The organism is Rossellomorea sp. H136 (assembly GCF_056838065.1).
Genome location: NZ_CM166371.1, coordinates 3,422,865 through 3,438,007 on the forward strand (window position 1 = coordinate 3,422,865; position 15,143 = coordinate 3,438,007).

Genomic DNA, 15,143 nt, shown 5'->3' on the forward strand with positions numbered 1-15,143 from the left:
TTGACCCTTCCAAATAAAAAATAAGGGCTGACATTCAAATCCTGATGTCAGTCCCTTAAGTTAACAGTATATCACATAGTATATACGTGTATGAGAATTGATAAACAATATTAGTATTGCATTAATGTAAGGATATCATAGTTGTCAAGCTTGTCGCGCCCATCCAGGTACGTTAATTCGATTAAGAATGCTGTACCAGCCACAATTCCACCTAATTCTTCTACAAGCTTGATGGTAGCTTCGATCGTCCCGCCAGTTGCAAGCAGGTCGTCCGTGATAAGAACTCGTTGTCCAGGTTTGATTGCATCTTTATGAATCGTCAGAGCGTCTTTACCATACTCTAATCCGTATTCTTTTTGAATGGTTTCACGCGGTAACTTACCAGGTTTACGCACAGGAGCAAAACCCACTCCCAATGCATACGCCACTGGGCATCCAATAATGAACCCTCGTGCTTCTGGTCCCACAACCAGGTCGATTTGTTTCTCTTTTGCATACTCTACGATTTGATCTGTCGCGTATCTATATGCATCACCATTATCCATTAATGTAGTGATGTCTTTAAACTTAATTCCTTCTTTAGGCCAATCCTCAACGATTGTAACATATTGTTTTAAGTCCATGCTTTTACTTCCTCCTCAATTGTAACAGACTCTTCTATCCTTTCATTAAACCAAGTCTTCAACTCTTGATAGGAAGAATATAACAATTCGTTTTCAAGCTCGTATTGTTGTTGTTTCTTCTGATATGTTAGAGATTCAGAAAGATCTTTCTTGGTTTTCTCAGGATTGAGAGAAATAAATCCATTCACTATTGTAACAAACTTCAAATCAAAAAACACCTGTGACATGAAATCTATTGTTTCTTTTGACCAGCCTTTGTACTTAGCCAGGTCGTCACCGTGATTATTTAAATCAAATGATCCACGCTTCGTTAAAAATCCATAGTACCATTTGAAATGCTCACGTGTTGGCATCGTACTGAAAAAATGATCTTCTTCCTGGAAGAAATGGGCATAGATCCGGTGAGGTTGACCTTTCTTCAAGAGCTCTTCAAGTATTGGTTTGGAAGCAGGCAGATCCAGAAGAACCAGGCTTGCCTTATCGGTTGCAAGTCCTTCAAGTGAAGAACCATCCTCAAGTAGCATCACTTCATCTTTTCCCAGACTCAGCTTTTCTAAAGTAGCCGGATTAAAACAAATAATTATTTTATTTTCATCAGGGATAAGCCCATTCCATTTATGCACTTGTTTAATCCCGCGGACATCAAATAATTGCCAATGGTCAATTTTCACATCTTGTAAAAACACCTGAGGCTTCTTGCGATTATTCCATTCATTAATCGATAATTCACCTATAACAGATGCATTCGAAAATGGTGTCATATGATCGGCCAGTTCTCCCAATCCAAAACCGACACCGTCCAATTGTACGCCCTTGTCTGCTAAGACCAGTTTCAAATGATTTTGTGCAGATCCGATTTTTTTATAGTGTTCGATGCTTACATTGTCTATGATCCACTTCGGTTTTGGATTATGCATCCCAAAAGGTGCCAGAAGCTGAAGCTTTTCAATCGACTCTACGGAGATTTCGTCCACTGTAACAGAAGCATCAAGCTGTGTAACTGGAATAAAGTCATCTTCCTTTAATTCAGTCGAAGCCAACTCATTTAATCGGTTTCTGAACTGGGCTACATCGTCTAACTGTAAGGTCATACCAGCAGCCATCGGATGTCCCCCAAAATGAGGCAGAATGTCACGGCAGGTTGATAAATTCTTGAACAAATCAAACCCTGCGATACTTCTTGCGGATCCCTTTGCGGTTCCTTTTTCAGAGTCAAAGCTGAGTACGATGGTCGGACGGTAAAACTTGTCCACTAAGCGTGAAGCTACAATTCCGACTACTCCAGGGTTCCAGCCTTCTTTCCCGATTACAAGTACAGAGTTATCGTATAGAGGAAAATCATTCTCCACCATTTCAACCGCTTCTTCGGTCATTTGAGACACGATCGCCTGTCTTTCTTTATTCAAGCTGTCAATTTCTTCAGCCAGGGCCTTTGCTTCCTCAGCATCTTCTGTGAGCATAAGATCGACAGCAGGGTCTGCATCCCCTAACCGGCCGACAGCATTTATTCTGGGTGCAATCATGAATCCAATAGATTCTTCCGTAATTTCTTGTTGGTGGGCATTGGCAATCCTGCATAATGCTTTTATTCCCAATCGGTTTGAAACCCGTAGCTGGGCAATCCCACGCTTGGCCAGAAGGCGATTTTCTCCTCTTAACGGTACTAAATCGGCGATGGTCCCAATCGCTGCAAGATCAAGCAGGTGGACAGGCAGTTCGCCGTATAGGGCATGAGCCAGTTTGAATGCCACCCCTACTCCTGCCAGTTCTCCAAAAGGATAGGTGGTCCCTTCGACCTTTGGATGAATCAAGGCAAAAGCCGGAGGTAATTCCGGTCCGGGCTCATGGTGATCTGTTATGATCAAATCGATTTCCAGTTCTTCTGCCAATTTTGCTTCGTTCACAGCGGATATTCCCGTATCTACCGTTATAATGAGCGTGAATTCTTCTTCCTTTGCCCAGCGAAAGGCACCTTCATTAGGGCCATATCCTTCGCTGAACCGGTTTGGGATATAGAATTCGACCTCTGCTCCAAGGTCCCTTAATACTGTCATCAATACTGACGTACTACTTACACCATCAGCATCGTAATCGCCATAAACAAGAATCCTTTCCCCGTTTTCAATGGCTTTATGGATTCTTTCCGTTGCTTTCTTCATATCTTCAAAAAGATATGGATCGTGAAATGAATCGCCTGTATCAAATAGAAAATTCCGGGCTTCTTCTACGTCGTCCAAGTCCCGGTTGATTAATAGTTTCGCCACAAGCGAAGGTACTTTTAATTCATTTGCCAGTTCTGATATTTTATGTTGATCTGATTCTGTCATCATCCAACGTGTTTTTGAGTTTAACATACGTTCACCCCTCAGCCTTACTCATTATACAAAAAGGAGGGTGTGGTTTCAATCTTATTAGATGAGTGCTACAAAAGAAAAGGCTGCTTAGGAAGTCCCACCAAATGAATGCATTTCCTTTAAACTTCTGTTTAATATCCAGCCGCTGCCTGTCATATTCCGGCCGTTTCAGTTGAAAATCCGATCGATATTCGAAAAACAATTTTTAACAAAAGTGGCTAGCAACCGGAGTTGGATTCCAGTCCCATAAGAGTGATTCCTTTTAATAAAGGCTCTTTTCGAAAAGTTTGTTGCTTATTGTAGAGGGTGAAAGTAATAGTTGATTTCCGCTACAGGATGCTCGCTTTCCGCGGGGCTGGCGGTGAGCCTCCGGGGTCTCACCTGTCCAGCTACGGGGCTTAGGGGCTCGAGGTCATAAGCCAAGTCTGCCAAAAAGGCAAAGTGCGCCTTTCCAGCAGACTCGCCTTATGCTTGTCGCCCCTGGGCAAAGCCCCTCCACTTTTCGTACTGTCCAGCTATTCCCGCAGGAGTCGAGCATCCTGCAGCGAGAACCAACTTTCTGAGCATGTATCCTTAATGGAAAACAATAAAAACAAGAATTTTAGCAAACAATCTCATTTAAGATAAGTAGAGATTGATTTTCCTCTAAGGAAGAAGAATTATTTTTTTCTAGTTATATTGTTTTCTTGCACACCTTGAAGCTCTGTCATGAAAATTCTGTTTTAGATGGTGAGGGGAACTGCGCAGACTCCTGCGGAAGTACGGGCGTGCCGAGACCCCGGAAGCGAAGCTGAGGAGGCTCGGCCGAACGCTAGCTGCAAGCGGAGCAGTTCCCCTCACCATCCAGCATAAACTGGTTGACAGAGCCCTCGCAGATTCTATATTAGAAAACAACAATCTTTGCGAAAAGAGCCTTAATAAAAAAACAGCCTGGTGGATACCCACCAAGCTGTTTACTCCCCTGTTTCCCCAACTGAGCCGGGAGCACTCTTTTTCAAAGGGACTTTTTCGGCCTTTTCTTTATGCATACCTTCAGCCTGTTCTTTTAAAAGTAAATTTTCTTTCTCTAAAGCCTTTACTTTTCGTTGGACGACGAATAATCGAAATAGTCCAACCGACCCGATAATGATTCCCCCCATGAATACAGATCCAAGTATGACTAAAATAAGAGGCCAATCAGCTTCACCAAAGAAATAATTGACGGTGACAGGATCTACATTGATGACAGCGAAAACGGAAACAACCAATGCAAAGAAAATACCTAATAATAATGTCCACTGAAATTTCATCGAATTCCCCTCCTTAGGATAAGTCTATTTGTTCATCCCTTTCTTCAGAAGCCGGATTGTACGGATTAATATGAATGAACACATCATTCACATTGGATTCTTCAAGCAGTTTTTTCTTTACCTGCTTGCCGACGCGATGACCATCCTCGACAGTCATATCAGGATCCACACTGATTTTCAAATCAATGATAACGTAATGCCCATGTTCCCTGGCATGGAGTTCATTGATTTCCTTCACTTCAGGTACAGAGTCCACTATTTTACGAAAGGGTACGATATCCTCCTCGTGCATTACGTGATCCAGCGTATTATGTATGGATTCAGCTCCCAAGTGCCAGGCCATCCTGAGGACAAGGAGCGAAACAAAGATACCGGCTACCGGATCTGCGTATACAAGAAAGCCAATATCGAATTTCCCTCCGAGGATGGATGCGGAAATCCCGACAAGTGCGGCAATGGATGAAAAGACATCTGAACGATGCTCATATGCATTGACGATCAAAGCATCACTCTTTATTCTTTTACCCAATCGATATTTGTATTGAAACATCGCTTCCTTCACAATAATGGAAAAGATGACGGCATAGATAGCGATCGCTGTTGGAGGTGTTAAAGGATGAAAGAAAGATTCTATGGACGATTTTCCAATCTCAATCCCGACTAAGAACAATAAGACTGCCACAATGATTGCTGCTATGGACTCGGCCTTCCCGTGGCCATATGGATGATCCTGATCAGGAGGCTGCTTAGCTGCACGTAATCCGATAAAGACGGCGAGAGACCCTGCAACATCGGAGGCAGAGTGAACGGCATCTGCGATCAACGCTCTACTATTTCCTAATATACCGGCTCCCCACTTAATAACCGCCAGTACAATATTCCCTACAACACCAATCATTGCAGCTATTTCAGCTTTCCTAAAACGGTCTTCATGATTCAAGCGGTGTCGCCTCCTTTCAACTATTAGTATTGTAACCCAATACCGTAAAAAAACAAAAAAGACAGGTCCGGGGAGAAGCTCTCCCCGGACCCATTCATACTCTTATACTTGCGGTTCGTCTGACCACGTCTTCTTTTCTTTCACGGTTTTGATCGTACCTGTTTTCTTCAGTTCTTTCTTCTTCAACACCAGCCAAACTTGAGAGGCAATGAATACAGAAGAATACGTACCTGAAATCAACCCGACTAGTAAGGCAATGGAGAAGTTACGGATGGACTCACTACCAAAGATCATGAGAGCTAGAACTGTAAACACCACCGTTAATACGGTATTCACGGAACGCCCCATCGTTTGTCTGATACTTTGGTTCACGACATCTTCTATATCTTTATCCGTTTTCAGCCTACGCTTCTTATGAAGGTTTTCCCTAAGCCGGTCAAAGGTAACGATCGTATCATTTATCGAGTAACCGACAATGGTTAAGACAGCTGCGATAAATGTAAGATCTACCTCGAGTCTTGTTAAACTGAAGAATGCAATGATAAAGAATGCATCATGCAGGAGTGCAAGGATCGCACCAGCTGCCATTCTCCATTCAAAGCGGAATGTCACATAGATGACAATCCCGATCGATGCGATCGCTACAGCGATCATCGCATTTTTAGCAAGCTCTTTCCCGATAACTGGTGAAACGGTGCTGATGCTTGGTTCCGCTCCGTACAGTTCGTTAAATCGGTCCTTTAATGCGGCGATCTCATCTTTGTTTAAATCTTCCGTATAGCGAACGACGGCGATATTTCCATCGTCCCCTGAAATCACTACATCTTCAGAAGGCAATTTCATTTCTTTCAATTCGTCTTGGATTTCTTCTGTCTTTAAGCTTTGATCAGCAAGGATTTCCATACGTGAACCACTCACGAAGTCGATCCCTAAATTCAATCTGAATATAGCCAGGATGATGATCCCCGCCGTGATCAGAATAGCTGATAATCCGAAGAATTTTTTGCGTTGTGCAGCAAAATCAAAGCGATCGAAACGAGTTGGCAGATCCAGCGTATCGTAATTTTCCGCCAGGTCTTTGATTTCGTTTTTGTTCACGCCGAACCAGCCTGGTTTTTTATTAAAGAAGCGGCTGTTTACCCACAGTCCAAGCAATAGACGTGAACCCCATACTGCTGTAACGAAGCTTGTAAGGATACTGACAATCAGCATTGTTGCAAATCCTTTTACAGAGCTTGTTCCATATAAGAAAAGAACCGTTGCTGCAAGGATCGTTGTTACGTTAGCATCCAATATCGTTAAGAACGAAGATTTATTACCCGCTTGAAAGGCTGAACGAATAGGCTTTCCAACGCGCATTTCTTCTTTGATCCGTTCATAGGTGATGATGTTGGCATCGACGGCCATTCCGACCCCAAGGATGAGTGCTGCAATTCCAGGGAGTGTGAGGACCCCATTCATTAAATCGAAAATCAATAGAATTAAGTAGATATAAACTGAAAGTGTAATCGTAGCAATCAGGCCCGGGAAACGGTAATACGCAATCATAAATAAGAAGATGATCGCAATCCCGATGATACCTGCCGTAACTGTTTTATCAAGAGCCTGCTGACCGAACTTTGCCCCGACTGAAGTTGAATATTTTTCATCCAGCTTTACAGGTAGTGCTCCTGCATTCAATAAGGAAGCAAGATTCTGAGCTCGCTCTACGGTGAAATTCCCTTCAATGATGACTTCATCAGAGTTGATCGGCTGTCTTACAGCGGGATCCGACAAGAATTTCGGATCTTCTTTTCCCACTTCAGCTTGATAAGAATCTTTTCCCTCCTCGAAATCCAACCAGATCACGAGCTGATTTTGAGGAGCCATTGCAGATATTTCCTTCGTCAATTCATAGAATTTTTCACGATCTTTTAATTTCAAGGAAACAATTGGATTGTTCTTGTCATCGAAGGTTTGCTTCGCAGAACCGGATGCAAGGTCCGATCCATCCAACCGGACTTTATCATTTACGTCGCGGAACGACAGGTTGGCTTGAGTGGACAAGATTTCCCTTGCTTCGTTTTGATCTTCCACCCCCGCTAATTGTACACGGATCCGGTTTCCATCTTCAATTTGAATATTAGGCTCACTGACACCCAATACGTTAATACGCTTGTCCAATGCATCGGCTGTATTGGACACCGTTTCTTTCGTAATTTCCTGACCCTTCTTAATCGGTTGAACTTCATAAAGAACTTCAAATCCGCCTTGCAGGTCCAATCCTAATTTAATGTTATCGACAATACTCTTCGTTGTTCCTCCCATAGTACCTGCAAGTAATATCACAAGTATAAAGAAGGCAATTATTCGGCCACGCTTTACCATTATGTATAGATCCTCCTTGCCGTTTTAAAAACCATACGAACTATGTGCTTCAAAAAGTAATATAATTCCTAAAATCTTCAGGCATTCTCATTATCTATGAGAAAGAAAAAGGTGTCAATTTCTTTTCGGACTATTTTCCGTGCTTATTAGGACGAAGAAGTTCGTTCAATTCATCTTCATTCACATCTGCAAACCAATTGGGAGATCTGTATGCTTCAATCGTTTCAAAGCTCATATACTCACCGGGTTTAACCGTTAACACATCACTTACTAGCTGAAAGAATTTTACATCCGTTTCGGGTTTCTTCCATTTCTTCTTCGTTAAGTAGGACCAAAGTCGGCCGATATCTGCTTTTCCATAGCCAAGAATTTCAAATTCTTCTACTTTGCTTATTAGTGCTGGTTCTAACGATTCATAGAAACGATCATAAGGATGCTGATTACTCTTCATTCCCCGTTCACCCCATCTGGGCTAAATATAGCCGGAATTGTTCACTACTTGTCATGCTTTGTCCACCCTTGTGCATATACATCATTGTATACGATAATACCAATTTTGAGAAGGCAGGGAATTTTATGTCAAAATTTCTTAAGGGCACAATGATCTTAATGATGGCAGCCTTTATTACTAGAATTTTAGGGTTTGTAAACCGGATCGTCGTTGCAAGATTCATCGGTGAAGAAGGCGTCGGTCTTTTTATGATGGCTTTTCCGACCCTGATCCTTGTCATCACCATCACTCAACTAGGCCTTCCTGTAGCCATCTCAAAAAATGTGGCTGAAGCTGAATCCAGAGGAGATATCCGAAAGGTCAAAAAAATATTGGTGGTTTCCTTATCGATCACACTCGGGCTTTCCATCATTTTCACACCGGCTCTCATTCTGCTTGCTCCGTACTTGACCGAAGCTTTATTTACTGATGATCGAATCTATTATCCTTTAGTTGCCATCGCTCCAATCATTCCGATTGTAGCAATTTCCTCTGTCATCAGAGGCTATTTCCAGGGAAGACAGAACATGAAGCCTTCTGCTTATTCCCAGGTCATTGAGCAAGTGGTCCGGATTACGTTAATTGCCGTATTAACGAAGACCTTCCTTCCATATGGGATTGAATATGCAGCCGCTGCTGCCATGGTGGCATCTGTATTAGGAGAACTCGCTTCTCTTCTATACCTGTTTGCCAGCTTTAAAATCAAGAAAAAGTTCAAGCTTAGACGAAATTTCTTCACCTCGATCCGAAATGGACGTGAAACGTTTAATGAATTGATGAGTGTGGCCTTGCCTACAACCGGGAGTAGAATGATTGGGTCGATTGCCTGGTTTTTCGAACCGATAGTCGTTGTCAACAGCTTAGCCCTTGCTGGAGTGGCGGCCGGAATGGCAACAAAGCAGTATGGATCCCTTACAGGATATGCCTTACCTCTCTTGTTCCTCCCGTCATTCATTACACTTTCATTATCTCAATCTCTTGTACCGGCCATAAGCGAAGCCAACTCTCAAAAAAACTTCACATTAATAGAGCACAGGCTTCAACAGGCGCTAAGATTCTGCTTGATTACAGGAGGCATATCCGTCGTCATCCTTTACGTCTATGCCAAGCCTCTCATGCAGGTGATGTACGGAAGCGAAAGTGGTGCAGGTTTCTTAATGATTATGGCCCCATTCTTTATATTTTATTACTATCAAGGGCCCCTGCAAGCTGTTCTCCAAGCTCTGAACCTTGCAAGAGCCGCTATGATCAACAGCTTAATCGGTGCCGTGGTAAAGACTGGGGTCATCTTCATTCTTGCCTCTCAACCCGCTTTTGGCATCAATGGGGCAGCTCTCGGGATTGTAACAGGATTTATGCTCGTCACCATGCTTCATTTCATGACCATCCTTAAATATATCCCGATGACGATATACTTAAGGGATTACTTAAAGACCGGCTTCGTACTGATTGCTACAGGATTATGGGCTCATTATTCGTATCTATACGTATTTAGCGGTGAAGGCCTCGTGTTCCGCTTATTAATTGGAGTCATATCTTCAACGATTGTATACCTTCTCCTCTCCATCGGCCTTAAGCTTATCGTGAAAAACGACCTTGCGCGCGTTCCATTCATCCGCCGGTTTATTACGGTATAATCATCACATAAAAACTCCTCAACATGATGTTGAGGAGTTTTTATGTGAACGTTAACAAATAGACTAATGATTTTTTTCATCAATATAGAATTGCCCATTCTGAAAGCTACAAAATGAAATCTCTTGTATATTTTTAAAGCCTCTATCCCTCATTTCCTTTCGTAACCAGAAAACCGTTTTCCCGATCATATCCAGATGAGTGGTTTGGACCTGCCCATCTAATATCAACGGCAAAGTCATGGACTGAGATGCTTCCTCCTCATCATCTTTCTTTAATACCGATAATTTCCCTGAAGGTTCCAAGATTGCAAACTCCACATCTGCCAGATTGAAGATATCTTTTTCTCTTAATTGCAGGAGTAAATCATCATAGTTATACCTTTGTTTTTTCATCACCTTATCGTCGATTTTCCCGTTATGGATGATAACGGATGGTTTACCATCCAACAGTTCACGAAACGGTTTAGATCGCAGGGAAAACCATGCAAATACGATTTGGATCATCACAATGACCCCCATTGGAAGCAACGTGTGGATGATGGGATCCTTAGGTTGTTCAATGGCCATGACAGCCATCTCGGCAATCATGATAAAGACCACTAAATCGAGTATGCTTAGTTCACCGATCTCTCTTTTTCCCATGATTCGAAAGATAAAGATGATCAAAAAATAAAGAAAAAGAGTGCGAATAATAATTAGGAAATATTCCTCCACTACTTTTCCCCCTCATACATTCGTCTTATGTAGTATCGACAGATAGAGAAATTTAATGGGAGGAATATTTATCCACCTAAAAATGGCTGAATATATTTGAAATACACATAAATCGTTGAAACAGCAAGGGAAATCAACGTCACGGGTACACCTATAAGAAGATATTGATAAAACTTGATATGTACATCTTCTTTCGATGCCAGTCCTGCTATCACAAGATTAGATGAAGAACCGAGCAATGTACCGTTCCCGCCTAAACAAGCACCTAGAGCCAACGACCACCATAACGGATCCATATTCACCATACCGAATTCACCAAATTCCTGGATGACTGGAATCATGGCAGCTACAAATGGAATGTTATCTACAATGGCAGACAATATACCGGTTCCCCACAAAATGACGAATGCCGTTTTCTTCATATCTCCATCTGTTAACCGCAAAATTTCACGGGCGATTTCATCTATGAAGCCCGCTTCTTCGATCCCTCCCACAAGAAGGAATAAGCCCATAAAGAAAAACAGCGTCCCCCACTCCACTTCTTTTAATATCGATTCCGGAGGATAAATTTTTTCGAGAAGCAGCATTAACAGAACAGCCCCGGCAAGGGAAACGGTCGTCACATCGAGATGAAACATCGGATATAAAGAAAAGCCGACCAACACTAATCCAAGCACAAACAAGGACTGAAGGAGCCCTCTGTCTTTCTTTAAATACTCCTCTGCCTTAATTCCTTTAAGGAGTAATTTCCTGTCTTCCTTGACAAAGAGGACTTCTTTGTACAGGACACACATGATGAGTAAAGTAACAATATAAACCATTAAAACGACGGGTAATAAATTTTCAATAAATGCATTAAACGTAAAGTGTTTAACCGCCTGACCGATCATCATATTAGGCGGGTCGCCAATTAAAGTCGCCGTCCCACCAATATTACAAGCAAGGATTGTCATGATGAGAAAAGGAATGGGAGGAAGTTCAAGTAGCTTCGTCAGTTTAAAAAGGATTGGCACTAATAACATGGCAATCGTTACGTTAGCCAAAAAGGCAGAGCCAATTGCCGCCAATAAGGAAAATAGGGTGAGAAGAGCCAGTCCATTCCCATTCACCCATTGTGCAAACCGGATGGCAATATACTCAAAGAACCCCGTTTTACTCGTCAACGTTACAATTAACATCATGGAAAAAAGCAGAGTGATGGTTTTCCAATCTATATACGTAAACAACGCCTTCTCAATGGGAAAAGCCCCAATTAAAAGCATGGCAACACCCCCTGCCATGGCAGCGAGTACCCGGTTCCATTTCTCAGTCATCAGCAGGATGTATACCGAAACAAACACAATCAACACGATCATTGGAGACATGGTCACAGCCCCTCCTTCTCCAGGAAGTTTCATACTAGTCTATGAGGCTTGACCATGAAAAATTTCTAGTCTTTTTCACCGGGTGGATGAATATGCTTGTACTATCACATGAATAAAATTTAATGAGTTAGAAGGGAGAGGACCATCATCGGGGCGAAAAAAATGGGAGGTGCCGTTTTATACGGGACAACAACCATATTTGTCATAGCGATTGTCACAAGCTTATTATTCTCTTTGCTGCTTCGGTTTACGGAACTGACTGAAAGTTCCATCACATTATTTGTCACCATCATATCGTTTCTGTCTTTATTTGTTGGCGGATTTATGTCTGGTGGGAAAGGAAAGACAAAAGGATGGGTTCTCGGAGGATCAACAGGGCTCATTTACACCCTCGCCATCTTCTTATTTCAATACCTCGGGTACGATAGTCTGTTTTCAATGGAGCAGCTTATCTATCACGGCTGCTACATCCTCACAGCCATGATGGGGGGGATCCTCGGAGTGAATATGAGTGGTGGAAATAGGGAGAACTAGTTCCCTCTCCAATTAAAAAAGGGTCCCTCCCAAAGTGCCTGGCACAATGATGAGGAACCCTTTTTTATTATACTTGATCTGCTCTCACTACTTCTCTGATCGCATTACGATCATATGTAAGACGGCTGCCGTCACCACATAGAATGACTATTTTTCCTTCTTCGATAGCATCGATCGCACCGTGCAATCCACCGATCGTGATGATTCTATCACCCTTAGCAAGCTCATTTTGCATTTTTGAAATGGCTTTTTGACGCTTTTGCTGAGGACGGATCAGTAAAAAGTAAAACAGAACGAACATTAATATTAAAGGTAAAATTGTTCCTAAACTTCCTCCCATTCTTTTCCCCTCCTTTCATCTATCTATTTATGGTTTAGCTTTTAGAAGTTTTTCGCATCAGGCCGGTTGAAACCGTATTGCTCGAAAAATTCTTCTCTAAAGTCTCCTAGACGATCTTCACGAATCGCTTGTCTGACTTGCTCCATTAATTTTAACAGAAAATGAAGGTTATGATAAGTCGTAAGGCGAATTCCGAACGTTTCGTCACATTTAATTAAATGACGGATATACGCTCGGCTATAATTTTTACATGTATAGCAATCGCAATTCTCATCAATCGGTCTGAAATCCCTTGCGAATTTAGCATTTTTCACAACCAGGCGGCCTTCGCTTGTCATAAGGGTACCGTTACGGGCGATACGGGTTGGAAGCACACAGTCAAACATATCAATTCCACGAATCGATCCATCAATAAGGGAATCAGGAGATCCGACACCCATTAAATAACGAGGTTTATCAGATGGCAGGTGAGGTGTCGTGAAATCCAGTACCCGGTTCATGACGTCCTTCGGCTCCCCGACAGAAAGGCCTCCAACAGCATAACCTGGGAAATCAAGAGAAACGAGATCACGTGCACTTTGTTTACGAAGCTCTTCATACTCTCCACCCTGCACGATTCCGAATAATCCTTGATCCTGAGGTCGCTGGTGTGCAGCTAAGCATCGCTCTGCCCATCTGGATGTACGCTCCACAGAACTCTTCATATACTCATATTCTGCTGGATACGGCGGACATTCATCAAAGGCCATCATAATATCAGAGCCCAGGGCATTCTGAATATCCATCGCTTTCTCCGGACTTAGGAAAAGCTTATCTCCATTCAGATGATGACGGAAATGCACACCCTCTTCTTCAATCTGACGAAGCTTACTTAAGCTGAACACCTGGAATCCACCGGAATCAGTCAAGATGGCACGGTCCCAGTTCATGAATTTATGAAGGCCCCCTGCTTCCCTGATAATCTCGTGTCCGGGGCGTAACCATAAATGGTACGTGTTACTAAGAATGATCCCGGCATCCATTGATTTTAAATCCTCTGGAGACATGGTCTTCACTGTAGCCAGCGTCCCGACGGGCATAAAGGCCGGTGTTTCAAATGAACCGTGTGGTGTATGAACACGCCCCAGTCTCGCTCCCGTTTGTTTACATGTTTTGATTAATTCATATTTAATTGCAGTCAACGTGCGAATTCTCCTTCCACTTTCCATAAAGGGGTAAATAGTTTGTTCAATCAGCGTATTACTTAATAAACATCGCATCTCCAAAGCTGAAGAAACGGTATTGTTCTTTGACGGCCGTTTCATAGGCATGCATGACGTGTTCCTGACCGGCAAATGCACTAACGAGCATGATCAGGGTCGATTTCGGTAAATGGAAATTGGTAATTAAACCATCGATCCCCTTGAACTCATATCCTGGATAAATGAATATATTGGTCCAGCCGTTCTCTTCCACGAAAGTTCCGTGTTTTGAGGCAATGGTTTCGAGGGTACGTGTTGATGTTGTTCCGACCGTTACGATACGCCCTCCCTTTGCTTTCACATCGTTCAAAAGACGGGCAGTTCCTTCAGAAACCTGATAGAACTCAGCATGCATATCATGTTCCTCGATCGTATCGACGGAAACCGGCCTGAACGTACCCAGCCCGACATGAAGGGTAATAAACGCAATATGTACACCCTTTGCTTTCAGTTCTTCCAGCAGTACTTCAGTAAAGTGAAGACCGGCCGTCGGGGCTGCCGCTGACCCTCTTTCCCTTGCAAATACGGTTTGGTAGCGGTCCTGCTCTTCCAGTCGCTCGCGAATATATGGAGGCAGGGGCATTTCTCCCAATTCATCAAGTACCTCATAGAAGATACCTTCGTAATGGAATTCAAGAATCCTTCCTCCATGCTCTTTTAAACCAACACAGGTTGCTCTTAATTTTCCGTCTCCAAAGACAATCTCCGTGCCTACGCGAATTCGTTTTGCAGGCTTTACAAGCGTCTCCCACTGGTCTCCATCCTCTTGTTTCAAAAGAAGTACTTCAATATTGGCACCCGTATCTCCTTTTTGTCCAAAAAGACGTGCCGGTAGTACTCTTGTATCATTTAAAACGAGACAATCCCCTTCGTGAAGGAAATCCACGATATTTTTAAAATGGAGATGATCCATGGATCCATCATTTTTATCCAACACCATCAGTTTACTCTCGGAACGATTCTCCAGGGGAGTCTGGGCAATCAGTTCTTCCGGTAAATGAAAATCAAAATCTTCTACTTTCACAATTTGTCACCTAGCTTATTTAAATCTCACCCATGATTCCTATTTAAATCGCCCAATTAAATAAAAGACAACGGAAAGTATAACACTTAACAGAATAGAAGTCATAAGTGGAAAATAAAATGTTGTGTTTTCTTTTTTAATAATAATGTCTCCAGGAAGCTTACCTATTTTGATAAATTGCATCAGGAATCCGATAATAAGAATGATTCCACCTATAATCATTAGT

The 15,143-nt window shown here is 42.5% G+C and carries 14 protein-coding genes; 2 read left to right on the top strand and 12 right to left on the bottom strand.

Going from position 1 to position 15,143, the window contains the following annotated elements; genetic code table 11:
- Window positions 1-110: 110 nt before the first annotated feature.
- The 6 genes from ACYH0O_RS17590 to ACYH0O_RS17615 all read right to left on the bottom strand — a co-directional run bounded on the left by ACYH0O_RS17590 (window position 111) and on the right by ACYH0O_RS17615 (window position 8,024).
- Entirely contained in the window at window positions 111-623 is a 513-nt protein-coding gene (locus ACYH0O_RS17590; protein WP_044339542.1) for an adenine phosphoribosyltransferase, read from the bottom strand.
- Window positions 614-2,977, bottom strand: coding sequence for a single-stranded-DNA-specific exonuclease RecJ (gene recJ / locus ACYH0O_RS17595; protein ID WP_482629711.1), 2,364 nt, complete (start codon window positions 2,975-2,977; stop codon window positions 614-616). The genes ACYH0O_RS17590 and recJ overlap by 10 nt, the downstream gene beginning before the upstream one ends.
- Before the next feature lie 953 nt (window positions 2,978-3,930).
- Window positions 3,931-4,266: a LapA family protein gene (locus ACYH0O_RS17600; protein WP_149156362.1), complete on the bottom strand. Its 336-nt coding sequence runs from the start codon at window positions 4,264-4,266 to the stop codon at window positions 3,931-3,933.
- Between the two features lie 13 nt (window positions 4,267-4,279).
- On the bottom strand, window positions 4,280-5,164 hold the full coding sequence (locus ACYH0O_RS17605; RefSeq protein WP_482632605.1) for a cation diffusion facilitator family transporter: 885 nt from the start codon (window positions 5,162-5,164) through the stop codon (window positions 4,280-4,282).
- Window positions 5,165-5,308: 144 nt separating this feature from the next.
- Window positions 5,309-7,573, bottom strand: coding sequence for a protein translocase subunit SecDF (gene secDF / locus ACYH0O_RS17610; protein WP_149156360.1), 2,265 nt, complete (start codon window positions 7,571-7,573; stop codon window positions 5,309-5,311).
- A gap of 130 nt (window positions 7,574-7,703) precedes the next feature.
- The gene (locus tag ACYH0O_RS17615; protein WP_482629712.1) at window positions 7,704-8,024 is read right to left on the bottom strand and encodes a post-transcriptional regulator; all 321 of its coding nucleotides are present in this window, start codon (window positions 8,022-8,024) and stop codon (window positions 7,704-7,706) included.
- Window positions 8,025-8,149: 125 nt separating this feature from the next.
- Here ACYH0O_RS17615 and spoVB point away from each other — a divergent pair, with 125 nt between their 5' ends.
- Window positions 8,150-9,700, top strand: a complete 1,551-nt coding sequence (gene spoVB / locus ACYH0O_RS17620) for a stage V sporulation protein B (protein ID WP_482629713.1) — start codon at window positions 8,150-8,152, stop codon at window positions 9,698-9,700.
- 63 nt (window positions 9,701-9,763) lie between these two features.
- Here the strand turns inward: spoVB and ACYH0O_RS17625 are convergent, their stop codons facing one another.
- Window positions 9,764-10,414 carry a DUF421 domain-containing protein gene (locus tag ACYH0O_RS17625; RefSeq protein WP_262481738.1) on the bottom strand — a complete coding sequence of 217 codons (651 nt, stop codon included), beginning with the start codon at window positions 10,412-10,414 and terminating at the stop codon, window positions 9,764-9,766.
- A 68-nt stretch (window positions 10,415-10,482) separates the two neighbouring features.
- A complete protein-coding gene (locus ACYH0O_RS17630) occupies window positions 10,483-11,778 on the bottom strand; it encodes an ArsB/NhaD family transporter (RefSeq protein WP_149156356.1) in 1,296 nt (431 codons plus the stop codon).
- 162 nt (window positions 11,779-11,940) lie between these two features.
- Here ACYH0O_RS17630 and ACYH0O_RS17635 point away from each other — a divergent pair, with 162 nt between their 5' ends.
- On the top strand, window positions 11,941-12,312 hold the full coding sequence (locus tag ACYH0O_RS17635) for a TIGR04086 family membrane protein (RefSeq protein ID WP_149156355.1): 372 nt from the start codon (window positions 11,941-11,943) through the stop codon (window positions 12,310-12,312).
- 67 nt (window positions 12,313-12,379) lie between these two features.
- On the opposite strand, the gene yajC is transcribed toward ACYH0O_RS17635, so the two are convergent.
- The 4 genes from yajC to ACYH0O_RS17655 are packed head-to-tail and all read right to left on the bottom strand — an operon-like array spanning window position 12,380 to window position 15,139.
- Window positions 12,380-12,652, bottom strand: coding sequence for a preprotein translocase subunit YajC (gene yajC / locus ACYH0O_RS17640; protein WP_482629714.1), 273 nt, complete (start codon window positions 12,650-12,652; stop codon window positions 12,380-12,382).
- Between the two features lie 41 nt (window positions 12,653-12,693).
- Window positions 12,694-13,833 carry a tRNA guanosine(34) transglycosylase Tgt gene (gene tgt / locus ACYH0O_RS17645; RefSeq protein ID WP_149156353.1) on the bottom strand — a complete coding sequence of 380 codons (1,140 nt, stop codon included), beginning with the start codon at window positions 13,831-13,833 and terminating at the stop codon, window positions 12,694-12,696.
- Window positions 13,834-13,891: 58 nt separating this feature from the next.
- Window positions 13,892-14,917 carry a tRNA preQ1(34) S-adenosylmethionine ribosyltransferase-isomerase QueA gene (queA, locus tag ACYH0O_RS17650; protein ID WP_482629715.1) on the bottom strand — a complete coding sequence of 342 codons (1,026 nt, stop codon included), beginning with the start codon at window positions 14,915-14,917 and terminating at the stop codon, window positions 13,892-13,894.
- Between the two features lie 39 nt (window positions 14,918-14,956).
- Window positions 14,957-15,139 (bottom strand): DUF2905 domain-containing protein, encoded by a 183-nt coding sequence (locus ACYH0O_RS17655; RefSeq protein ID WP_148970044.1) that lies wholly within the window; start codon window positions 15,137-15,139, stop codon window positions 14,957-14,959.
- Window positions 15,140-15,143: the final 4 nt, after the last annotated feature.